Source organism: Vibrio sp. AH4, from assembly GCF_030710545.1.
GTDB lineage: Bacteria > Pseudomonadota > Gammaproteobacteria > Enterobacterales > Vibrionaceae > Vibrio > Vibrio metoecus.
The window spans coordinates 2,816,913-2,840,877 of the sequence record NZ_JALAIV010000001.1; the positions used below are offsets into that span (position 1 = coordinate 2,816,913).

Consider the following 23,965-nt stretch of genomic DNA (forward strand, 5'->3'; position numbering starts at 1 on the left):
GAGTTTTTACTGCTTAATTATAGTCAGTAATATCAATTCCAACAAACACTTGATTTATATTGTAGAAAAAGAACTCGGCGTTGGGCGAGATCTCACATCGGGTTTGTGGCGCTATTGATAAGAGTGAACGCTCAACTGCACTTTCGCAACTTTTCATCGTGAATCTTAGGTCGCGATCATGAGATTACAAAGACAAAAAAGGAGCCTTGCGGCTCCTTTTATCTTTTAGCGTTTGGCTATTATTCGCCTTTCGCCGCTTTGAAAGCGTCAGCCATTGCATTACCAAACGCAGCGTCGTCCGCTTTGTTGATAGTTGCCATTGCTTCTTGCTCTTCAGCTTCGTCTTTCGCTTTGATAGACAGGTTGATTACGCGGTTTTTACGGTCAACGCCAGTAAATTTCGCTTCAACTTTGTCACCAACACTCAGGATCAGTGATGCATCTTCGATACGGTCACGTGATACTTCAGAAGCGCGGATGTAACCTTCTACGCCGTCTTCCAGCTCGATAGTTGCGCCTTTAGCGTCAACTGCAGTTACAGTACCGTTAACCAGAGCACCTTTCTTGTTGTCTGATACATAAGCGTTGAATGGATCGTTTTCCATTTGCTTGATGCCCAGAGAAATACGCTCACGCTCAGCGTCTACTGCTAGAACAACTGCAGAGATTTCGTCGCCTTTCTTGAATTCACGAACTGCTTCTTCTCCTGGTACGTTCCAAGAGATGTCAGACAGGTGAACCAGACCGTCGATACCGCCGTCTAGACCGATGAAGATACCAAAGTCAGTGATAGACTTGATCTTACCAGTTACTTTGTCGCCTTTAGCTTGCGCTTCAGCGAATGATTGCCATGGGTTAGCTTTACACTGTTTCAGGCCTAGAGAGATACGACGACGTTCTTCGTCGATATCCAGAACCATAACCTCAACTTCGTCGCCAACATTAACAACTTTAGATGGGTGGATGTTCTTGTTAGTCCAGTCCATTTCAGAAACGTGTACTAGACCTTCAACGCCTTCTTCGATTTCAACGAAGCAGCCGTAGTCAGTCAGGTTAGTTACACGGCCAGACAGTTTGTGACCTTCTGGGTAACGCTTAGCGATTGCTACCCATGGATCTTCGCCCAGCTGTTTCAGACCTAGAGATACGCGAGTACGATCACGATCGAACTTCAGTACTTTAACTAGGATCTCGTCACCAACGTTAACGATTTCTGATGGATGCTTAACGCGTTTCCAAGCCATGTCAGTGATGTGTAGCAGACCGTCAACACCGCCCAGATCAACGAATGCACCGTAGTCAGTCAGGTTCTTAACGATACCTTTAACTTCAGTACCTTCTTGCAGAGTTTCAAGCAGTTCATCACGCTCTACGCTGCTTTCAGATTCGATAACTGCACGACGAGAAACAACAACGTTGTTACGCTTCTGGTCTAGCTTGATAACTTTGAACTCTAGCTCTTTGTTTTCTAGGTGAGCAGTGTCACGGATTGGACGCACGTCAACCAGTGAACCTGGCAGGAACGCACGGATACCGTTCAGTTCAACAGTGAAACCACCTTTAACTTTACCGTTAATGATACCGATAACAGTTGCAGCTTCTTCGTAAGCTTTTTCAAGAACGATCCAAGCTTCATGGCGCTTCGCTTTCTCACGAGAAAGTTGAGTTTCACCGAAACCATCTTCAACCGCGTCCAGAGCTACGTCTACTTGAGAACCAACTTGAACTTCTAGTTCGCCAGCAGCGTTCTTGAATTGTTCAGCAGGGATAGCAGACTCAGACTTCAGGCCAGCATCAACCAGAACGTAGCCGTTCTCGATTGCTACTACAGTACCTTTAACGATAGTACCTTGTTGGAATTGGGTCTCGTTCAGAAACTCTTCAAAGAGTTGAGCAAAAGATTCAGTCATTTATTTAATCTTCAATAAGTAAACGGCCACGGGTGTCCTACCACATGGGGTTATTAAATTCGCCAGTCATCATCCTTGCGACCGACGTTCTTACTTAGCGTGATTCACTCACACCAGTTTAGATTCGATATATTGTAGCGCTTGTTCTACCACTTCATCGATAGTCAATGAGGTTGAATCCAGCACTAATGCGTCTTCAGCAGGACGTAAAGGAGCAACAGCACGATTTCTGTCGCGATCGTCTCTTTCCTGAATTTCGCTTAAAAGGGCGTCAAATTTAACATCAAGCCCTTTCAGTTGCAACTGCTTGAAGCGTCTACGGGCTCTTTCTTCTGCACTCGCATCAAGGAAAATTTTGGCTTCTGCGCTTGGAAAAACCACAGTACCCATATCGCGACCGTCAGCGACTAAACCACTGCCATTCGCAAATGCGCGTTGACGACGCAAAAGAGCTTCGCGAACTCGAGGCAATGCGGCGACTTTTGAAGCGGCCATACCGGTTTCTTCTTTGCGTAATTCACGAGAAACATCTTCGCCTTCGAGAATGACTTTCACTAGGTCACCCTCGGCAATGAACTGTACATCGAGGTGAGTCGCTAGAGGGACTAAAGCCTCTTCTGATTCAAGATCCACTCCGTGATGAATGGCCGCTAGAGCTAATACACGATAAATCGCACCAGAATCTAGCAGTTGAAAACCGAGCTTTCTAGCCAACAACATGCATAGTGTGCCTTTACCTGCACCGCTCGGGCCATCGACGGTAACAACTGGCGTATGAGAGGACATGCGTTTCTCCACTTTCTAGTTTTAGGCGGCCGATATTACGTCCGCATTTTCGGCGAAGAATTATAAGTGTAAAGGCGCTTCTGTGCTAGGTAAGAGTCTGGATTAACCCACAAAAACACGGTTAATCAAAAAATTAACCCGGTATTAACCGGGTTAAAATGAATCCAAGACAGGATTTATAACAAGATCCTTGCGGCATTATTACGCACGGTCGCGTCACCAATTCCTTTTACCTTCGCGAGGTCATCAATAGTCAAGAAAGGCCCATTTGCTTCACGATATTCCACTATCGCTTGCGCTTTCTTTACACCAATGCCTTTTAGTAAGGTGGCTAACTCTTCTGCCGAAGCCGTATTAATATTCACAGTAATATCAATGCCTTCTTCGACTTGTGCTGCAGGCACTGTGTCCTCCGCGTTTGCCAATACTGGCAGTGTTGGCAAGCAGAGTGAAAGTAGCAGTGTGATTAATTTCGTTTTGAATTGCATAGTTGACCCTCGTTTTGGTTATAGAGGGACATCATAACGAGGATAGTTATAGTGGATATTTCAAGGTGTTATAAATAGAACGGGCTACTGCTGTAGCCCGTTTCTTTAAACATATCAATTACAATCTGAATGATTATTCTGTCGCAATATGATACTCAATATCGGTGTTTTGACGCAGTACGCTGATCACGCCCGCTAAGTCTTGTTGTGAACCAATACGTGATAACTGAGTAGCAATTTGCTCATGATAAGCCGGTGTGACTTTACTCTCGACTTTATCTAGCTCAATCACTACTACGTTACCGTCAAAGTCTTTCGCTTGTGCGTAACCTTTTGCGCCGTCTTGTGGTTTAACCATTGCGTAGACGGTATTCGCGAGTGGTGAACTACGATCAATCATTTGTAATTCGCCAAAAGCAACGCCGTTTTCAGCTAACACATCCGTCTTGCCAGATTTCAGTGACGCAACTAACTGATTCCCCAACTCAAGAGCCTGCTGCTCGCCTTTCATTCGTGAAAGTTGTTCAACCACTTGAGGTTTCACTTCTTCTAAAGGCAATACCGTTTCTGGGCGTGATTCTTCAACACGCACCACAACCACATGCTCAGGAGCAACTTCGATCACTTCTGAATTTAAGCCATCTTCTTTCACTTCTGGAGTTTTTAACACTTGCAGCACAGCAGGCGCAGCTAACAGTTCAGGCGCTTGTTCAGCCGAAATAAAATCAGTGTGTTGTACCGTAGCGGAAATCGCTTTCGCGGCTTCATCCAAAGAATCCGAGTGTTCAAAAGCTAGCTTTTCAAGCTCACTTTGTTTTGCATAGAACGTATCTAAGGCTTGCTGATCGACCAATTCTTGTTTGATCGCTTCCACAACTTCGCTATATGGCTTAACAACTGGAGCTTTCACTTCATCCAAACGAATAATGTGATAACCAAACTCAGACTTAACTAAGCCAGAAATTTGCCCATTTTCGGTCAGCGCAAAGGCGGCGGCTTCAAACGCGGGATCCATCGTGTCACGCTCGATCCAACCGAGTGAACCACCTTCTTGTGCGCTGCCAACATCTTGCGATTTTTCTTTTGCAACAGTGGCAAAATCAGCACCCGCGTTCAATTCATCTAGAATCGCTTGCGCTTTTTGCTCATCACTGCCTTCAACGAGGATATGGCTCACTTTGCGCTGCTCAGCGGTTGAATATTTATCAAGGTGCTCTTGGTAATACTCTTGCGCAGCTTCATCATCAATCATGATTTGTTTTTTCAGCGCGTCAGCAGACAGCTCAACATAGGACACTTTCATCTGCTCAGGGCGAGTAAAGCGTTCTGTATTGGCCTTGTAATACTGTTGAATGTCGTCATCACTGAGCGTGACTTTTTTCGCAAAGTCAGCCAGAGATAGAGTGATGGTGCGAATGTCTCGGGTTTGAGAAATCAGTTGATCTTGCAGATTCACTTCACCGGGTAGACTGAACTCACTACCCTGCAATGCGCTCATTAATTGGTTACGTACTAAATCTTTACGTAAATATTCCGCGAACATGTCTGGTGTAAAGCCTGCACGACGCAACGCTGCTTGGTAGAGTTCTTGATCAAACTGACCTTGCGACTGGAACTGAGGCATGTCCAAAATCATTTGACGCACTTGTTGGTCACTCACACGTAGACCCAACGACGCCGCATGTTGTTCTAGAAGTAAATCATTCACCATACGGTCCAACACTGACTTACGGAAAGAAGCGACATAAGTCGGATCCGCCAGTAAGTTGGAGAAATAATCGCCCAACTGAGCTTGCATACGGTTACGTTCGTTTTGATAGGCTTGCTCAAAGTCACCACGACTAATTTCTGCTTTGCCCACTTTAGCGGCCGTGTTGTTACCGCCGCTGATCAGGTAGTTACCTACACCAGCAAAAATGAAAGACAGGATGATTAATCCAAGGATAACTTTAACCGCGATGCTGTTCACGCCTTCGCGTAATCGATCCATCATAGTGCTACTACTCTCCGGGGTTGATATCAGGCACGTCAGCCCAAAATGAATGGCGCGATAATATCAGAAAAAGAAATGCGCATCAGTAGGATGCGCATAATTTCAAAAGGTTCGAATTTATTTTGCAGAAAAGTGCAAAAACTTCATTCAAATTAGTTGCAAGCGTCTTTCAGCGCTTTGCCAGCTTTGAATGATGGCACTTTTGCTTCAGCGATTTTGATCTCTTCGCCAGTTTTTGGGTTACGGCCTGTACGCGCTGCACGAGTACGTACACTGAACGTACCAAAGCCAACCAGTGCCACTTGGTCACCTGATTGTAGTGTACCACTCACTGCTTCGATGAAAGCGTCAAGAGCGCGGCCTGCAGAGGCTTTAGAGATATCTGCGTTCGCTGCAATTTGTTCTACTAATTGTGTCTTATTCACTGTGATTCCCCTTTGGTCACCCGTTATTATTTTATCGGTGCCGATTTCGTTCCATTAAAGTTTTTAAACTAGCCTAAAGCCTTGTTGCATCAGGGCTACAAGCTACTGACAGTAACGTTAGCTTCCAAAAAAAACGCTGACAAGCCTTTTTAGACCTATCAGCGTAAAGATTTACTTATTTTTGCTGCGCATCACTCTTTTTGCTCTCAAAGCTAACCCCTGTCGGGTCTTGCTCTAAAGCAACTTGGAGCACCTCGTCAATCCACTGTACCGGAAGGACTTGCAGATCAGCGATCACATTGTCTGGGATCTCTTCCAAATCACGCTCGTTATCTTTCGGGATCAGTACGGTTTTGATGCCACCACGGTGAGCCGCTAGTAGTTTCTCTTTCAACCCGCCAATCGGTAGCACTTCACCACGCAGAGTGATTTCACCGGTCATAGCCACTTCTGCTTTAACTGGGTTCCCCGTCAAACTAGAAACCAGCGCAGTACACATGGCGATACCCGCACTTGGACCATCTTTAGGCGTCGCTCCTTCAGGAACATGGACGTGAATATCTTTTTTCTCGTAGAAATCAGGGTTAATGCCCAGTTTTTCTGCACGTGAACGTACCACCGTCATCGCCGCTTGAATCGACTCTTGCATCACATCACCCAGTGAGCCCGTTTGGGTCAGTTTACCCTTACCCGGCATCGATTGGGTTTCAATAGTCAGTAAATCACCGCCGACTTCTGTCCACGCCAAGCCGTTGACTTGACCAATACGGTTGCTTTCTTCAGCTTTGCCGTAGTCAAAACGTTGTACACCTAAAAACTCTTTCAAGTTTTGTTGGTTTACGACAACGGTTTTCACCCCTTTATCGAGCAGGATTTTCTTCACTGCTTTACGGCAAATCTTTGAGATTTCGCGCTCAAGGCCACGCACACCCGCTTCACGCGTATAGTAACGAATGATGCCGACGATGGCGGAATCTTCAATCACGATTTCACTTGGTTTGAGGCCATTACGCTCAATCTGCTTACTAACCAGATGGTCTTTGGCAATATTGAGCTTCTCATCTTCGGTGTAACCCGATAGACGGATGACTTCCATCCGATCCAACAATGGCCCCGGAATGTTCATCGAGTTTGAAGTCGCAACGAACATCACATCAGACAGATCGTAATCGACTTCCAGATAGTGGTCGTTGAACGAGTTGTTTTGCTCAGGGTCAAGCACCTCTAGCAATGCAGAGGCTGGATCACCACGCATGTCAGATGACATCTTGTCGATTTCATCAAGCAAGAATAGCGGGTTCTTTACGCCAACTTTCGCCATTTTCTGGATAAGTTTGCCCGGCATAGAACCAATATAGGTACGGCGGTGACCACGAATTTCCGCTTCATCACGTACCCCACCTAGAGCCATACGCACATATTGGCGTCCTGTTGCAGCAGCAATTGAACGACCTAATGACGTTTTACCCACCCCTGGAGGCCCGACTAAACATAGAATTGGGCCTTTGAGTTTATTGATGCGGCTCTGAACGGCGAGATATTCCAAAATACGTTCTTTAACGCGTTCTAGACCATAATGATCCGCATTAAGAATCTCTTCTGCTTTCGAGAGATCCTTTTTCACTTTACTGCGTTTTGTCCACGGCACACTCACCATCCAATCGATGTAGCTACGTACAACGGTCGCTTCCGCAGACATGGGCGACATCATTTTCAGTTTGTGCAGCTCTTGTTCCGTCTTCTCTCGCGCCTCTTTCGGCATCTTCGAGTCTTCGATTTTCTTTTTCAGCGTTTCAAATTCATCAGGCGCATCATCCATCTCGCCTAATTCTTTTTGAATCGCTTTCATTTGTTCATTCAGATAGTATTCGCGCTGCGATTTTTCCATCTGCTTTTTAACGCGGGTGCGGATGCGCTTCTCAACCTGCAGCAGATCGATTTCAGACTCCATCTGCCCCATCAAGAATTCTAAACGCTCTGTCACATCCAGCAGTTCGAGCACCTTTTGCTTATCCACCAATTTCAGCGGCATATGCGCGGCAATCGTATCCGCTAAACGTGCAGCTTCATCAATCCCGTTGAGAGAAGTCAGAACTTCAGGTGGGATCTTTTTATTGAGCTTGATAAAGCCTTCGAACTGATTAATCGCACTACGAACCACAACTTCTTGTTCACGTTCATCCAGCTCTGGGGTAACCAAGTACTCGGCATCGGCAAAGAAATACTCTTCTTCATAGAATTGAGTGATTTTGGCGCGCTGCTGGCCTTCGACCAGCACTTTTACTGTGCCATCGGGAAGTTTCAGCAGTTGTAAGATAGTCGCTACCGTACCGACTTCAAATAAGTCGGCAACTTTCGGCTCATCGGTTTCCGCTTTCTTTTGCGCGACTAACAAGACTTGCTTGTTGTTATCCATCGCCGCTTCAAGGCACTGGATCGATTTTTCTCGGCCAACAAACAAAGGAATGACCATGTGTGGATAGACAACCACATCGCGCAGGGGTAGTACGGGGATCTCGATACGCTCGGAACGCTCCAAGTTCATATTTTTCTCTCTTCCGCTTTGCATTTGTTACGCAGTATATGGGGGCTAACTGACTGGATTCAATGACAGAATAAAAAAAAGGAGGTATTGAATACCTCCTCGTTATTTTTTGTTGCTTCAGATTACTCCGCGCCAGCGGCTTGGCTCTCATTTGCGCTGTAAATCAGTAGCGGTGCAGACTCACCGTTAATTACGGATTCATCGATCACGACTTTGCTGACTTCTTCCATCGAAGGCAGTTCGTACATGGTTTCCAGTAGAACCGCTTCAAGGATTGAACGTAGACCACGTGCACCAGTTTTGCGTTTCATCGCTTTGGCGGCAATCGCTTTCAGCGCATCTTCACGAAACTCAAGGTCAACATTTTCTAGTTCAAACAATGCAGCATATTGTTTGGTCAGTGCGTTCTTTGGTTCACACAGAATTTGAATCAATGCCGCTTCATCCAGTTCAGTCAGCGTCGCCGTCACAGGCAGACGACCGATGAACTCTGGAATCAAACCGTATTTCACCAAATCTTCAGGTTCAACCTGAGTAAACAGCTCACTTAAGGTTTTGCTGTTGTCTTTAGAACGCACATCCGCGCCAAAACCGATACCAGTACCCGTCGCGACACGCTGTTCAATCACTTTATCTAGGCCAGCAAATGCGCCTCCACAGATAAACAGGATTTTCGAGGTGTCCACTTGCAAGAATTCTTGCTGTGGATGCTTACGGCCACCTTGTGGTGGAACTGAAGCAACGGTACCTTCAATCAGTTTTAACAGCGCTTGCTGAACCCCTTCACCCGACACGTCACGTGTGATGGATGGGTTTTCAGACTTACGAGAAATTTTGTCAATCTCATCGATATAGACGATACCACGCTCCGCTTTTGCAACATCGTAATCGCACTTTTGCAGCAGCTTTTGAATGATATTTTCTACATCTTCGCCCACATAACCCGCTTCGGTTAATGTGGTCGCATCCGCCATGGTAAATGGCACATCCAGCAAACGCGCCAGCGTTTCAGCCAGTAGTGTTTTACCGCTACCCGTTGGGCCAATCAGCAAAATGTTACTTTTGCCCAGCTCAACGCCTTCGCTAGTCGTATCACCATTACGTAAACGCTTGTAGTGGTTATATACCGCAACGGCTAGCACTTTTTTGGCGTGTTCTTGACCGATCACATAATCATCGAGATGTTCACGAATCTTTCTTGGCGTCGGTAACGCCGCTGATTCCTTTTTTGGCAGAACATCTTTGATCTCTTCACGGATGATATCGTTGCATAGATCAACGCACTCATCACAAATGTAAACAGATGGACCTGCGATCAGTTTGCGAACTTCGTGCTGGCTTTTGCCACAGAAAGAGCAGTACAGCAGTTTACTACTACCGCCCTCTTTGCTTTTGTCTGTCATTCGCTAACCTCTTAGCCTTTACTCACTTTGGTTTGAGTGTATAACACTTCAATCAAAATTGCGTTATACAATTACGAGCTTACTCGCCACGGTGTTTGAGCACCGCATCCACCAAACCGTATTCCACTGCTTGATCTGCCGACATGAAGTTATCACGATCGGTATCACGCTCAATCACTTCAAGTGGCTGGCCTGTGTGCTCTGCCAACAAACGGTTCAGTTTGTTTTTAATGGTCAGAATTTCTTGAGCATGAATTTGAATATCAGAGGCTTGGCCTTGGAATCCACCCAGTGGTTGGTGAATCATCACTCGAGAGTTCGGCAGTACATAACGCTTGCCTGGCGCACCGCCAGCAAGCAAGAAAGCGCCCATTGAACAGGCCTGCCCCATACATACTGTGCTCACATTGGGTTTAATGAATTGCATGGTGTCGTAAATTGACATCCCAGCCGTCACGCTGCCACCTGGTGAGTTAATGTAGAGGAAAATATCTTTATCAGGGTTTTCAGATTCTAAGAAAAGCAGTTGAGCCACGACAAGGTTTGCCATGTGATCTTCTACTTGACCGGTTAAGAAAATCACTCGCTCTTTCAGTAAGCGAGAATAGATGTCGTATGAGCGCTCACCACGAGAGGTTTGTTCAACCACCATAGGTACGAGTGCGTCAAAAATGGGCGACATTGCATTTTTTTCTTGGTAGCTCATAGTCTTAATATCCCTAAAATAAATGGCCCGAATGATGGGTATCACACGGACCATTGTTAGCAGATGATTGATTGTTTCGTCAACCTTCTACGCTACAGTTTGCTTATTAAGCAGCAACTGGGTTCATCAGCTCGCTGAAGCTGATCGCCTTTTCAGTTACTTGTGCTTTCGCAATGATCGCGTCTACCGCTTGCTCTTCTAGAGCAACGTTACGCATGTTGTTCATCAACTGTTGGTTTTGCTCGTAGTAAGCAACAACTTCAGTTGGATCTTCATACGCGGTAGCCATTTCAGTGATCAGTGCTTTCACTTTTTCTTCGTCTGCTTTCAGTTCGTGAGTACGGATAACTTCACCCAACAGCAGGCCAACAACTACGCGGCGCTTAGCTTGCTCTTCGAACAGTTCACGAGGCAGTTGAGCCGCAGCTTCAACATTGCCACCGAAACGTTGTGCAGCTTGCTGACGCAGAACACCGATTTCTTGATCGATCAGTGCAGAAGGAACGTCGATTTCGTTCGCTTTTACTAGACCTTCGATCGCTTGCTCTTTGATGCGCGCTTTGATCGCTTGCTTCAGTTCGCGTTCCATGTTCTTACGAACTTCTGCTTTCAGAGCGTCAACGCCGCCTTCAGCAACGCCGAAACGTGCAACGAATTCATCGTTCAGTTCTGGCAGTTCACGTGCTTCCACTTTGTTCACTTTGATCGCGAACTGAGCTGCTTTACCTTTCAGGTTTTCTGCGTGGTACTCTTCTGGGAAGTTCACATCGATAACGAATTCCATTCCTTTAGTTTTGCCAACGATACCGTCTTCAAAACCTGGAATCATGCGGCCTGCGCCCATTTCCAGAGGGAAGTTTTCTGCTTTACCGCCTTCAAATTCAACGCCGTCGATAGAACCAACGAAATCGATAGAAACGCGCTTGCCGTTTTCTGCAGCTTCGTCAACTTCTTTCCAAGTTGCTTGTTGCTTACGCAGAGTTTCCAGCATTTCTGCCACGTCAGCGTCAGTCACTTCTGCTGATGGTTTTTCTACTGCGATGCTTTCTAGGCCTTTCAGTTCAACTTCTGGGTAAACTTCGAATGTTGCTGTGAAAACCAGATCTTTGCCTTCGCCAATTTCAACTGGAGCAAACGTTGGTGCGCCAGCTGGATTGATTTTTTCTTTTACGATCGCTTCGATGAAGTGGCGTTGCATCACTTCACCCAGCACGTCTTGACGTACTGCTTTGCCGTACATTTTCGCAACCATCTTCATTGGCACTTTGCCTTTACGGAAACCATCGAAACGACGGTTTTTCGCGATGTTGCGTAATTCAGCTGCTACAGCGTCTTCGATGTTTGCAGCTGGAACAGTAATATTCAGACGGCGCTGTAGGCCTTCTAGCGTTTCAACAGTAACTTGCATTATTTCTAAACCTCAAAACTGGCTCAGGGTTTCTGAGCGTCATGAGCCAACACGACGTGTGGCTGCATCCTTGTGTTGTGCCCGATTGAACACTGAAATGTAAATATTGAGCATCGGCTTTCAAGCGAATCGCCAGAAAACCAGACTAATGAGCGATATCTTTTGGTAAAGGTATCTCTGATTAGTCTCAGGACAAAATTTCAGACGCGACATTCTAACGACCGCAGCAGGAGCTGTCGAGTTAATCCCCGGTCAGAGTCAAGCCAATCTCCTGAAAACCCAATCAAGTGCTAAAAATTCAACCAAAAGGAAACCAATAGCCACTCTGAAATGGGGACAATATAGGCTTTTTCAATGGAATCGAGGCTTTTTTTTATTGAAAAGCGTAAAAAGAGATCTTGCTCTTGTTTTGCATACCGAGATTGCGATCTTTTTAAACGCGTGAGCCTCCTAGACTCAGTATGATGAAGCGAAAGGATTTGTTGAATAAGAGCCAAGGATGTCTTCGATTCGTCGTCTTAGCCTGATGTTGTGGGTAATTTTTATTGCGCTAGCCAGTTTGAGCACGCATCTCTATTGGCGTGTTCAATACCGTTCTTTGCTCAGTGAGCATCAATCACAGCTTGATCGCTTTTCCAATCATATTGTGACTACTTTAGATAAGTACGCTCACATTCCCCACTTGATTTCGAAAGATAAAGAGTTAATTGACGCTCTGCTTGCTCCACAAAATTCAGCGCAAATTGACATTACCAATCGTTACCTAGAGCAGGTCAACGACGTGATTCAAGCTGCGGACACCTATTTGATTGACCGATTTGGTAACACCATTTCTTCAAGTAACTGGAATTTGGATCGCTCGTTTATTGGGCGAAACTTTGCATGGCGCCCCTATTTTTACCGCTCGATCACCGGTGAAAAAAGCCAGTATTTCGCGCTCGGCTCGACTTCGGGACAACGCGGTTACTATTACGCCTACCCCGTTATTTATGCTGCGGAAACGCTGGGTGTTATCGTGGTCAAAATGGATCTGTCAGCCATTGAAGAGGGTTGGCAAAGCAAGAAAAGCTATTTTGTCGCGACGGATGATAATCAAGTGGTGTTTATGTCGAGCCAACCCGCTTGGCTGTTTCATAGTGTTGCAGATTTACCTGCATCGCAATTGAAAGCGATTCGCACCAGCCAACAATATCTGGACAGCCCCATTCCTTCCTTGGGTTGGCAAGGCGATTTGTATGCAGAACAAAGCGAATGGCGCAAGCCAGAAAAACATTGGCTGCAAGATGACTATATCGTTTCTAGCCGGACCTTACCGCAACATGCGCTGACTATTCGCGTGCTTTCACCGAAGATCGAGCTATTTTGGTCCGCTTTTGGCTTACTGATCATCCTGTGCATGCTGTTTGCAATCGTCTACTTGGGTTTCCAGCTCTGGTATCACAGACAACTGCGCCAACGACAAATTGAACAACTGCAACAAGAAACCAAACAGAAACTTGAATTTGAGGTGATGGAACGCACCGCCAAGCTGCATGCGGAAATTGCCGAGCGAATCAAAACCGAGCACGCCCTGCGCCAAACACAAGATGAACTGATCCAAGCGGCGAAACTGGCAGTGCTCGGCCAGATGTCGGCCAGCATCAGTCACGAGCTGAACAACCCCCTCGCCGCGATTCGCAGCTTTGCCGATAACGGTCGCCGTTTCCTTGCGACCAACAAGCCAGAACGAGCGGAAGAGAACTTAACACGCATCTCAGCACTCACCGAACGGATGGCTAAAATCAGTGAACAGCTTAAATCATTTGCTCGTAAATCCACCTCGAATGAGCAGCAAGAAGTCCAGTTGTACCCGTTGATTTTATCCGCCAAAGAGTTAATGACCGCTCAATTCAAAGCGCAGATGACTCAATTAGAGTTGTGTGAGGTTGATACTCCGGTCTGGGTACGCGTGAACCCCATTCAGCTTGAACAGGTGCTGATCAACTTGCTCACCAATGCACTGCAAGCCTTAGAGGGACAAGCTGAACGCATCGTCCAAATCAGGTTGCATATTTCTCCACAGCAGATACAGCTTTATGTGGATGATAACGGCCCCGGCATTGGTATTGAAACTCTGCCGCATCTGTTTGAGCCATTCCACACCACCAAAAAGAATGGTTTAGGGCTTGGACTTTCTATCTCACAACAGATTTTACACAGCATGCAGGCCGAGTTGAGTGTCGCAACATCACCACTGGGTGGTGCGCGCTTTATGATCATCCTGCCTCGTTTCACACCTCTCAATATGGAATGACCATGTGTGATGTATTTTTGATTGATGATGAGAGCGATATTCGCATCGCGCTCGCACAAAGTTTTGAACTGGCCAACCTCAACGCGCAGTTTTTTGCCAGTGTCGAAGAGGCACTGCTGGCAATCAAGGCACAAGGGTTACCACTGGTGATAGTCAGTGATATTTGTCTACCCGGTTTAAGTGGGCAGAATTTACTGAACTCCGTATTGCATCAAGACAGTGAACTGCCCGTCATTCTCATCACGGGACATGGTGATATTTCAATGGCGGTCAAAGCCATGCATGATGGTGCTTACGATTTTATTGAAAAGCCATTCGCCCCAGAGCGACTGATTGATACAGTACACCGTGCCATCGAAAAGCGTCGCCTTACTTTGGAAAACCGTCAGCTAAAACGCAGTTTAAAAGTCAGCCAAACTTTAGGCCCACGTATTATTGGCGAGACAATGGCGATTCAGTCTTTGCGTGAAACCATTGCCCAGGTGGCGGACACCCAAGCGGATATTTTACTGCTCGGAGAAACGGGAACGGGCAAAGAGTTGGTTGCCCGTTCGCTGCATGAACAAAGCTCACGCCGCGAGCAAAACTTTGTCGCGATTAACTGTGGTGCCGTACCGGAAAACTTGATTGAAAGCGAGCTGTACGGCCATGAAAAAGGCGCGTTTACGGGTGCCGAAAGTCGACGAGTTGGAAAATTTGAACATGCCCAAGGCGGTACTCTGTTCCTCGATGAGATTGAGTCCATGCCAATGCAAGCACAGATCCGGCTACTGCGTGTATTACAAGAACGAGTGATAGAGCGAATTGGCTCAAATGAGCTCATCCCTCTCGATATTCGGGTGATTGCGGCGACTAAAATCGATTTAAAACAAGCCGCGGCGGAAGGACAATTTCGGCAAGATCTCTATTATCGACTCAATATTGTCACCTTGGACATTCCACCACTGCGTGAACGCAGAGAGGACATTCCGGCTCTCTTTCACCATTTTTTACTGGTCGCCGCCGCTCGTTATGGCAAAGCCGCGACCGCTTTAACTTCCATTGATGTGCAGAACTTACTCAGCCACGACTGGCCGGGCAATGTGCGCGAGCTACGCAATGCCGCTGAACGCTACGTTTTACTCGGTAAGTTGGCGCAGTTTGCTGAAAATAACGAGCCTAAGCGCCAGTTGTTGGGATTGAATGAGCAGGTCGCGGAGTTCGAAAAATCCATCTTAGAACAAACTCTGATTGAGTGTGGTGGCAGTATCAAGACGACCATGGAGCGTCTCAACCTCCCGCGTAAAACCTTGTATGACAAAATGCAGAAGTACCAACTCGATAAAGAGAGTTACAAACCCTAGTTGCCGATTCTAGAAAGCGCGCACACCGCCATCAGTTGTGGATGATAGGAAAAAACAGCCCTTCGCATGCGAAGGGCTGTGTCTCATTCACGGTATGGCTCATCCTCTAGCGAGTAATGATTTCCGGCCCCATCAAGAGTGTGGGCAACCATGTCGAGATCCACGGTACATAAGTCACAATGATGAGGAATAAGAACATCACGCCAACCCATGGTAGCGCCGCTTTCACCACGTTAACCATCGACATTTTTGCAACCCCTGCCGTCACAAACAAGTTCAAGCCCACCGGAGGAGTGATCATCCCAATTTCCATGTTCACCACCATCATGATTCCCAAGTGGATGGGGTCAATACCCAGCGCGATTGCGATCGGGAATACCAAAGGTGCAACAATCACTAATAGGCCTGATGGTTCCATAAATTGGCCGCCAATCAGCAACAGTAAGTTCACCACAATCAAGAAAGTGATAGGCCCCATTCCCGCAGATAACATCGATTCTGCAATCATTTGTGGAATGCGTTCTTCGGTCAGTACATGCTTGAGGATCAGGGCGTTGGCAATAATGAACATCAGCATGATGGTCAGTTTACCTGCATCATACAAAGTCGCTTTGGTGTCTTTGTGGACAAAGGTTTCCACTACTTTGACCAGTACCGGTTTGGTATTGGTCTTATCCGCAAACGGCCCCATATCGCGATAAATGAAGTTGGCGATAAAGAAAGCGTACACCGCCGCCACCGCTGCGGCTTCCGTTGGAGTAAAGATCCCACCGTAGATACCGCCTAGGATAATCACCACCAACAATAAGCCCCAGCTCGCTTCTTTGGCCGCTTTTAATGCCTCTTTCCAGCCGACAAAGGGCTGTTTGGGTAAGTTTTTCACCCGCGCGGTAATGTAAATGGCGATGATCAGCATCAAACCGGCCAATAATCCTGGTATCACACCACCAAGAAACATACGACCGACCGAGACGTTGGTTGCCGCTGAATACACCACCATAACAATCGAAGGCGGGATCAAAATACCCAAGGTTCCCGCGTTGCAGATCACTCCAGCCGCAAACTCTTTGCTATAGCCGTTTTTCACCATACCGGCGATCACAATACTACCGATGGCAACCACCGTTGCCGGAGAGGAGCCTGACAACGCAGCGAACATCATACAAGCCACGACGGAGGCAATCGCCAAACCACCGCGGAACCAACCCACCATCGCAATCGCGAAACGAATAATCCGTTTTGCTACCCCGCCAGTAGACATAAAACTTGAAGCCAAAATGAAAAACGGGATCGCCAGCAGCGTATAGTGCCCTGCAAACGCGTTAAACAACGTTTGCGCCACTGCCGCTAGAGAGGTATCAGAATGCCAAAGCAGAAACAGAATGCTCGACAACCCAAGAGAAATGGCAATCGGTACCCCAATCAGCATCAGGCCAATCACCAGAATAAATAACAGTGCAACCGCCATGATTTACTTCTCCTTGCCTTGGGTGTTAGGCATCATTGCCTCACTGGCTTCTGAAAGCTCCGCTTTCAGTGCTTCTAAATCTTCTTCTGCTTCATGCCCTGCAATCATACGATCCAACTGACCCGTTACAATTTTCCAAGCGATCTGCATAAAACGGAAAGTGAGCAATCCCATACCAATTGGCAAGGCGGCATAAGGGATAAAACGCGGCAGCTTTTCATAACGCTCACCTTCATTTAACCAATCCGCGAGAAACTGTAGTGCATCCGGCATAGGAATATCGTCCGTTTCATACCATGCACGTTCACTGATAAAGGGATACCAATATTGCCAAGACCCGACCAACAGCATGATAGAAAATGCTAAGCAGCAAGCCACCGCCACTAGCGCATAGAGCTTGCGCAGCCCTTGAGGGGCAATATTAATCAATACATCCACACCGATATGGAAGTGTCTTTTTACGCCGAAAGAGGCACCGACCAGCACCATCCACGCAAACATAAATACGGTGCCTTCTAACGCCCAGAGAATGTTGTCGTTAAACAGATAGCGCATGACGACGTTAGCAAAGGTTAATAGGGTCATTGCGCCCATAAAAAACGCAATCAGAAATTCTTCAATCATGTCGGTAAACTGACCGACTCTAGAAAGCCATGACTGTTCCATGTGATACATCGCTCTAATAGTGTGACGAACAGACAAAAGGCCCCACCGCAATGGGGCCAAAAGAGAGATTACTTCTTGTTCGAAGCCAACGCGGCATCAATCAGATCAGAACCGATGTCTTTTTCAAACTTTTTCCAAACTGGTTTGAAAGCATCAACCCATTGCTGACGTTGTTCAGGAGTCAGGGGACGCACCACCCCACCCGCTTCAATGATGTACTGCTTGTTCAGTTCTTCAACCTTATTGGATTCTGCGTTACGTTCTAACGTCACTTCACGAAGAATTTGAGCAAACTGGTCACGAACATCTGCCGGTAAACCGTCCCACCATTTGCTTGAAGTCACGACCAGATAATCCAAAATACCGTGGTTGGTTTCGGTTACACCGTCTTGTACTTCAAAGTATTTTTGGCCATAGATGTTTGACCAAGTGTTCTCTTGACCATCAATAACTTTGGTCTGTAGCCCGCCATAGGTTTCTGCAAATGACATTTTCTGTGGGTTAGCACCGATCTGCTCAAACTGAGCCACCAATACGTCAGACGCTTGTACGCGGAACTTCAAGCCTTTCGCATCCGCAGGAACGAGGATCGGTTTATTAGCAGAAATTTGCTTCATTCCGTTGTGCCAGAATTCTAGGCCTTTCACGCCACGGCGAGTCATAGCATTTTTCAGCTCTTCACCTTTGGCCGAACTTTGGAAACGGTCAACAGCATCAACATCATCAAAAAGGAAAGGTAGGTCGAAAATGCGGTACTTTTTGGTGAATTTTTCGAATTTTGACAGCGAAGGCGCCGCCAATTGCACATCTCCGTTGAGCAATGCTTCTAACACTTTGTCATCATCGTACAGTGTCGAGTTAGGGAACACCTGCATACAGGCTTTACCATTCATCTCTTCATTGACACGTTTTTCGAGCAGTGACGCAGCAATCCCTTTCGGGTGCTTATCTGTATTGGTCACGTGGCTAAACTTGATCACGATTTCGCCTGGGTCACAATTAGCGGCAGCATTAAAGCTTGTGACAGCGAGGACAGAAGCAGCAATTAGGGTAAGCGGCTTGATCATTCTTATTCTCCTTGGTTGGATTTTTCAGCCCATCATTGGACTGCGTACCTATACCAAAGCAACAAGCGCGCCAACCATTACATAAATTTAACATCACTTATAAATCAGTACGTTGCTATCCAACACACTACAAAATGGCCCCCATGCTACACTAACACCATAAAAAATGGGTGGAAAACCACCCATCAAATTTAACGTTTGTGTCACTTTCCACCCATGCACGATAATTAAGATGAGCAGCTAATTTCGAGTTTTTTACCCCACTCTGGAGGCAGCTTTGCATAATGCTCAAACTCTGGATGTTCATCATAAGGGGTCGCGAGAACCCGAGCCAAATGATGCATCTCTTGGAAATCCCCACGCTCTGCCCACTCAATCACCTGCTGAGCTAAGTAGTTACGCAAGATGTATTTCGGGTTCACTTGACGCATGGCTTGACAACGCTCACTGGTACTGATTGGCAGACCATCTTGCCCAAGCTCACGGGCAGCGCGATCAAGATAACGGGTTAACCAAAGCTTAACCGCTTCGCGATCTAACACTAAGTCCATCACCGCCTCATTTCCTTGCCGATCCAGACAAGAGAGCTCGCGTAAAAAGCGCGTGTAATCGGTGTGATTGTTGGCCAGTAGCGCGAAGAAATCAGCAAACAGCTCACCGTCACCTTCTTGCTGGGTTGCTAGCCCCAGCTTTGCTCGCATCAATTGACTAAAATGCACGTTAAGGTGATCGGAATAACTGGCTAGCGCGGTTTCTAAATCTGCTTTTTCGACTAATGGCGATAGTGCATGCGCGAGCGCAGACAGGTTCCATAAGCCGATACGCGGCTGCTGATCAAAGGCATAACGCCCCTGATAGTCGGAGTGGTTACAGATGAAATTAGGATCGTAATCATCCAAAAAGGCAAACGGTCCATAGTCAAAGGTTTGCCCTAGGATCGACATATTGTCGGTATTCATCACCCCGTGGTTAAAGCCATAAACCTGCCACTGCGCAATCATCAGTGCCGTGCGTTCTACAATTTGCAGAAACCAATTGGCATAAGGTTTTGCGCTCTGAGCGCAATCAGGGAAATGCCATTCAATCACTTTATCCGCTAACAATTTCAGTTCAGTGTGTTGTTCGGTATAAAACAAATGTTCAAAATGACCGAACCGAATGTGGCTTTGCGCAAGACGTACTAACAACGCCCCCCGTTCTTCACGTTCACGATACACTGGAGTATCACTCACCATCAGCGCTAAAGCGCGTGTGGTAGCAATTCCGAGCCCAGCCATCGCTTCACTGCACAAATATTCGCGAATTGACGAACGCAGCACCGCACGACCATCCCCCATGCGTGAATAAGGCGTAAGCCCTGCCCCCTTGAGGTGAATATCAAACACTTCCCCTTGCTTCGTCACCATTTCGGCCAACAGTAATCCACGCCCGTCACCGAGATCTGGATTGTAGATACCAAATTGATGTCCGGCGTATTTCATCGCTAAAGGTGCAAAACCAGCCGCTAACTGTTGACCAGAAAGAGAGGCCAATAATTCATCATTAGGGACTTCAGGCAAAGCAAAATCCTGCGCTAGAGCCGCATTCCACATTCCCCAGCGAACGTTTTTTAAAGGCTGTGGACGGATTGATGTATAAAAAGATTGAGGTAAAGCAGCAAAGCGTTGGCTAAGACGTACAGAATTCCACACCGACATAATCAGACTCGCGATAAATCATTTTTCCGCACGTTAGCAAATACCCGACCTTTACACTAGGTTTTATTGTGGCCTCTGGCATGCAGAAAATAACGCCAAGATCGGTTCAACGTCCTATGCTTGTGTAAGGCACTCACAACGCAATTCAAGCCCATAAAAAAGCCGAGCATTAAGCTCGGCTTTGACAACAATTCGGTGTCATTACAAAAGCATGAAGGTGAAGCCTAATGCCAGCAAGGAAAACACCAAAGTACGACCCACAACACCTAGCATGCTAGGTTGAACCATTTCAACGTGTTCCATATCGATCTCCTCACCTTTATGTTTATGACACGGTAATGACAATATGGTGAAGTTTCAGAAAATCAGCAAGAGGTTATGGTGTTAATTTTTTGTGACAAAAGTTGCACCTACTACTCATCCAAAAACCAAACAAACACGACTTTAGTGTTAAGTCTAAAGATGGAACTTGCACGCTGCACACGGGCTACCTATACCTATAAGAGTCACTCAAATTGGGAGCGCGCGCATGCAAACTGGTCGTACTTTATTCTTTACATTATTAGTTTTAATCAGCAACAAACTTTTTGCTGAGGAACCGATTCTAACGCTAGCCCATCAGGATCAAACCGTTTCTGCCACCTACCAAGAGCTTCTTGCACGTAGTGATTTAACGATTGTCACCGAAACCCCTTGGACACAAGGCAATACCGAATTCAAAGGCATTTCTGCTCAAGCGATTTTAGCGTGGATGGGCGTAAAACAAGCCGATCTCAAAGTCATCGCATTAAATAAATATTGGGCAGTTATCCCTTATTCCGACATCGAAAAATACAATCCTGTGTTCGCCATTCAGAAAAATGGTAAGCCGATGGCCATTCGTGATCGTGGGCCAGTTTGGTCGATTTACCCGCTCAGTAGCAATGGGGAGCTCAATAATGAAGTGCTCCACAGCCGCATGGTCTGGCAAATCAGCCATATAGAAATTATTAGCCCCTAACTATTATGAAAAAGTCTCTGCTTGCTTTTTTCACTCTAGTCTTCGCTATGATCCTAATTTCGTTGTGGGCCATGGTACGCTTTACCAATACCTACAACATGCTGACCAAATATACTCAGCTTACCGCTTGGTCTTTGGCACAATTGGAAGTAGAGACGCTCAATTTTACCCATAGATTAGACACTTACTTGCTAACCGGAAGCCGTGAAAACTATCAGGCAATGAGCCTCAATTACGATATTCTGTGGAACCGTTTTGATCTTTTTCTAACCAGCAAAGAGACTCATGAGCTTCGGCAGCAGCACGATGCCCAAAAAATCATTCAAGAAACGTTTATTCAACTCAAACGTTATGAGTTAGCAATAAGTCGAGGCGATAAAGCAGCACTTCAGGAGTTGCGGCAAATTCTGGAGCCTTACAACAATCAAATTCGTGATTTAGCCATTGTGAATTTCACGGGTGAAAGCGCCAACGCGAACCTCCGCATTATCACCGACAATAAACAGCAGCTGCTCTATTTTTTCGCCGCGATCTTACTCATATTGATTTTGCTGTCTTACCTGACCTATCGCTCCGCCGATTACCAGCAGTTTCTCGCATGGCATGACCCATTAACACGGCTCAAAAATCGCAACTACATCGTTAAAATACTGAAAACAAGTCGTTTAGGTAAACAAGAACCCGTTGCACTCATTTTATTCGACCTTAATCGATTCAAAGAGTTGAACGATACCATCGGTTATGCCTCTGGCGATCTATTACTAATCAAAATTGCTGGGTTATTAACTCAACGTTGCCATCCATTTGCTTATCAATGCGCCAGAATTGGTGCCGATGAATTCGCGGTTTTACTGCATCCTTGTAATGGCAACGCGGAGTTTTTCATCCGTAATTTATGGAATGATTTAACCAAATTAGTACAAGACAATGACCCCACAAAACGTTTGAGTGTCGCAATGGGCGTTGTCACCTGTCAAACCCAAGACATCACACAAACCAGTACGCTACGAGCGAATAGTTTATTAAATAATGCTGATTTAGCGCTGAATATCGCGAAAAAAACTCCGGATGGTCAGGTGGTGTATTACACCCGTGAAATTGAAAGTGCCTACAACAAAAAGCGGATACTTGCAGAGCAATTACAAAAGCTGATGTTGGATCCAGACCAATCTCACTTGTACTTATGCTACCAACCTATTTTATCGCGCAACCCAAAGCGATTAGGGTGCGAAGCCTTAATCCGCTGGCAGCATCATGAATTTGGCTTCATCAATCCACAATACTTGATTGAAATAGCAGAAGAATACGGACTCGGGAAAAAACTCGGGGCGTGGATCATGCAGCAAGTCTACCTTGCATTACAAAATGATTGGAAAAACTATAACCGTCGATTAGATGTTTCCATCAACCTTTCCAACTCTCTGTTTGACGATGAATTACCGGATCTCGTCACCGACATTTTTGGCAGCCATGAAAACTTTCTTAATGCGATCATCCTAGAGCTCACTGAAACGATGACGATTGATGACTTCGCACACAGCATGAGCATCATTGAAAAATTGGAAAAAATGAAGGTTCGCTTTGCCTTAGACGACTTTGGAACGGGTTGGTCTTCACTGTATCAACTCAACCATCTCAGGTTCAGTAAACTGAAAATTGATAAATCCTTTGTCGACAATATGAATCGAAATCAGCAGCAAGCGATTTTCATCGCTTCGATTGTTAGCCTCTCTCATCAATTAGGGATGGAAGTCGTTGCTGAAGGTATTGAACAGATGACACAACTCGATCAGCTCAAGCAATTGGGGGTAGATGAATTTCAAGGCTACTATTTCTCTCGTCCTATCACTAAAACTGAGTTCGCCACTTTCTGCGATCACTACTTTTCCTCAGAGAATACCTCGCTATCCGCGCAAATTAATGAGTAATGCATTAGCAATACCATGCTACAAGATTGAGACGCGTGCCAAAAATAGGTAACCCATACTTGGTATGACTTCTTTTCAGCGCGGATTGGTGGTACCACATCGCCTATTGCTAGCCACTCTTTCTATGTGGCAACAAGAGGTTATATGGACAAGACACCATCCGAAGAGAAAAATCGCCGCCCACTTGCGGTCCGAGAACTGAACTTCACCAAACGTATTGCCGTTTGGTTGAGCCAAAAACAGATCACCCCTAACCAAATTTCGCTCATGAGTATTGCCTTCGCACTGCTTGGCTTTGTCATATTGGCCGTATATCAAGGCTACCCTGCTCCGCTTTGGCTCATTCTGGCGGCCTTATCGATTCAAGCACGTTTACTGTGTAATTTGTTTGATGGCATGGTTGCCGTAGAAGGTGGGAAGAAAACGCCTGCTGGCGAATTATTTAATGATGTACCGGATCGCATTGCCGACCCTTTGTTAATTCTTGGTGCAGGTTTTGTCACGACTTCTGCGCTGGGAATGACTTTGGCATGGCTTTGCGCACTCCTTGCGGTGCTGACCGCCTACATTCGTGTATTGGGAGTCAGCATGGGCGGTGAAGCTGATTTTCAAGGCCCGATGGCTAAACAGCATCGCATGGCGCTGCTGACCCTGAGTTTGCTCTTTATCGCTGCACTGTCACTGTTCGACGAACTCCCAACTTTTTTCGCATACACCATGGATACCACCTTAATCGTCATGCTAATCGGGCTGGTACTCACGGTTTGGCGACGCTTACAGCACATTTATCAATTCCATGCGGCACGTACTTCCTCGTCCGATCATCAAGGTAACTAGTC

At 46.3% G+C, this 23,965-nt stretch carries 18 protein-coding genes and 1 pseudogene; 5 read left to right on the forward strand and 14 right to left on the reverse strand.

What is annotated here, in order from left to right; all coding sequences use genetic code 11:
- Positions 1 to 239 precede the first annotated feature (239 nt).
- The 10 genes and pseudogenes from rpsA to MKA69_RS12935 form a co-directional block, all read right to left on the reverse strand.
- Positions 240 to 1,910, reverse strand: a complete 1,671-nt coding sequence (rpsA, locus tag MKA69_RS12890) for a 30S ribosomal protein S1 (RefSeq protein ID WP_000140315.1) — start codon at positions 1,908 to 1,910, stop codon at positions 240 to 242.
- Between the two features lie 108 nt (positions 1,911 to 2,018).
- Positions 2,019 to 2,696 carry a (d)CMP kinase gene (cmk, locus tag MKA69_RS12895; protein WP_000094754.1) on the reverse strand — a complete coding sequence of 226 codons (678 nt, stop codon included), beginning with the start codon at positions 2,694 to 2,696 and terminating at the stop codon, positions 2,019 to 2,021.
- A gap of 176 nt (positions 2,697 to 2,872) precedes the next feature.
- Positions 2,873 to 3,184 carry a ComEA family DNA-binding protein gene (locus MKA69_RS12900; protein WP_001159854.1) on the reverse strand — a complete coding sequence of 104 codons (312 nt, stop codon included), beginning with the start codon at positions 3,182 to 3,184 and terminating at the stop codon, positions 2,873 to 2,875.
- Positions 3,185 to 3,317: 133 nt separating this feature from the next.
- Positions 3,318 to 5,177, reverse strand: a complete 1,860-nt coding sequence (ppiD, locus tag MKA69_RS12905; protein WP_095458555.1) for a peptidylprolyl isomerase — start codon at positions 5,175 to 5,177, stop codon at positions 3,318 to 3,320.
- Between the two features lie 152 nt (positions 5,178 to 5,329).
- Entirely contained in the window at positions 5,330 to 5,602 is a 273-nt protein-coding gene (locus tag MKA69_RS12910) for an HU family DNA-binding protein (RefSeq protein WP_001044516.1), read from the reverse strand.
- 175 nt (positions 5,603 to 5,777) lie between these two features.
- On the reverse strand, positions 5,778 to 8,147 hold the full coding sequence (lon, locus tag MKA69_RS12915) for an endopeptidase La (RefSeq protein WP_055032989.1): 2,370 nt from the start codon (positions 8,145 to 8,147) through the stop codon (positions 5,778 to 5,780).
- Between the two features lie 122 nt (positions 8,148 to 8,269).
- Positions 8,270 to 9,550 carry an ATP-dependent protease ATP-binding subunit ClpX gene (clpX, locus tag MKA69_RS12920; protein WP_000130332.1) on the reverse strand — a complete coding sequence of 427 codons (1,281 nt, stop codon included), beginning with the start codon at positions 9,548 to 9,550 and terminating at the stop codon, positions 8,270 to 8,272.
- A 79-nt stretch (positions 9,551 to 9,629) separates the two neighbouring features.
- Complete coding sequence (gene clpP, locus MKA69_RS12925; protein ID WP_000121679.1) at positions 9,630 to 10,256, reverse strand: ATP-dependent Clp endopeptidase proteolytic subunit ClpP; 627 nt, start codon at positions 10,254 to 10,256, stop codon at positions 9,630 to 9,632.
- 106 nt (positions 10,257 to 10,362) lie between these two features.
- On the reverse strand, positions 10,363 to 11,664 hold the full coding sequence (gene tig / locus MKA69_RS12930) for a trigger factor (RefSeq protein WP_001198448.1): 1,302 nt from the start codon (positions 11,662 to 11,664) through the stop codon (positions 10,363 to 10,365).
- A gap of 290 nt (positions 11,665 to 11,954) precedes the next feature.
- Positions 11,955 to 12,174, reverse strand: a pseudogene (locus MKA69_RS12935) (TolB protein).
- On the opposite strand from MKA69_RS12935, the gene MKA69_RS12940 reads away from it, so the two are divergent.
- A complete protein-coding gene (locus tag MKA69_RS12940; RefSeq protein ID WP_305848183.1) occupies positions 12,164 to 13,957 on the forward strand; it encodes a sensor histidine kinase in 1,794 nt (597 codons plus the stop codon). The pseudogene MKA69_RS12935 and the gene MKA69_RS12940 overlap by 11 nt on opposite strands.
- A 2-nt stretch (positions 13,958 to 13,959) precedes the next feature.
- On the forward strand, positions 13,960 to 15,300 hold the full coding sequence (locus MKA69_RS12945; RefSeq protein WP_055030046.1) for a sigma-54 dependent transcriptional regulator: 1,341 nt from the start codon (positions 13,960 to 13,962) through the stop codon (positions 15,298 to 15,300).
- Between the two features lie 106 nt (positions 15,301 to 15,406).
- On the opposite strand, the gene MKA69_RS12950 is transcribed toward MKA69_RS12945, so the two are convergent.
- The 4 genes from MKA69_RS12950 to MKA69_RS12965 all read right to left on the reverse strand — a co-directional run bounded on the left by MKA69_RS12950 (position 15,407) and on the right by MKA69_RS12965 (position 20,198).
- Positions 15,407 to 16,768 (reverse strand): TRAP transporter large permease, encoded by a 1,362-nt coding sequence (locus MKA69_RS12950; protein ID WP_000257372.1) that lies wholly within the window; start codon positions 16,766 to 16,768, stop codon positions 15,407 to 15,409.
- Between the two features lie 3 nt (positions 16,769 to 16,771).
- On the reverse strand, positions 16,772 to 17,434 hold the full coding sequence (locus MKA69_RS12955; protein WP_000438268.1) for a TRAP transporter small permease: 663 nt from the start codon (positions 17,432 to 17,434) through the stop codon (positions 16,772 to 16,774).
- A 68-nt stretch (positions 17,435 to 17,502) separates the two neighbouring features.
- Complete coding sequence (dctP, locus tag MKA69_RS12960; RefSeq protein WP_000595035.1) at positions 17,503 to 18,501, reverse strand: TRAP transporter solute-binding subunit DctP; 999 nt, start codon at positions 18,499 to 18,501, stop codon at positions 17,503 to 17,505.
- Between the two features lie 227 nt (positions 18,502 to 18,728).
- Entirely contained in the window at positions 18,729 to 20,198 is a 1,470-nt protein-coding gene (locus tag MKA69_RS12965) for a protein adenylyltransferase SelO (RefSeq protein ID WP_305848184.1), read from the reverse strand.
- Between the two features lie 529 nt (positions 20,199 to 20,727).
- Here MKA69_RS12965 and MKA69_RS12970 point away from each other — a divergent pair.
- From MKA69_RS12970 to MKA69_RS12980, 3 genes are all read left to right on the forward strand, one after another.
- Positions 20,728 to 21,198 (forward strand): oxidoreductase, encoded by a 471-nt coding sequence (locus tag MKA69_RS12970; RefSeq protein WP_305848185.1) that lies wholly within the window; start codon positions 20,728 to 20,730, stop codon positions 21,196 to 21,198.
- Between the two features lie 98 nt (positions 21,199 to 21,296).
- Complete coding sequence (locus tag MKA69_RS12975) at positions 21,297 to 23,126, forward strand: bifunctional diguanylate cyclase/phosphodiesterase (protein WP_305848245.1); 1,830 nt, start codon at positions 21,297 to 21,299, stop codon at positions 23,124 to 23,126.
- Positions 23,127 to 23,270: 144 nt separating this feature from the next.
- Entirely contained in the window at positions 23,271 to 23,963 is a 693-nt protein-coding gene (locus tag MKA69_RS12980; protein ID WP_095468212.1) for a CDP-alcohol phosphatidyltransferase family protein, read from the forward strand.
- Positions 23,964 to 23,965 lie beyond the last annotated feature (2 nt).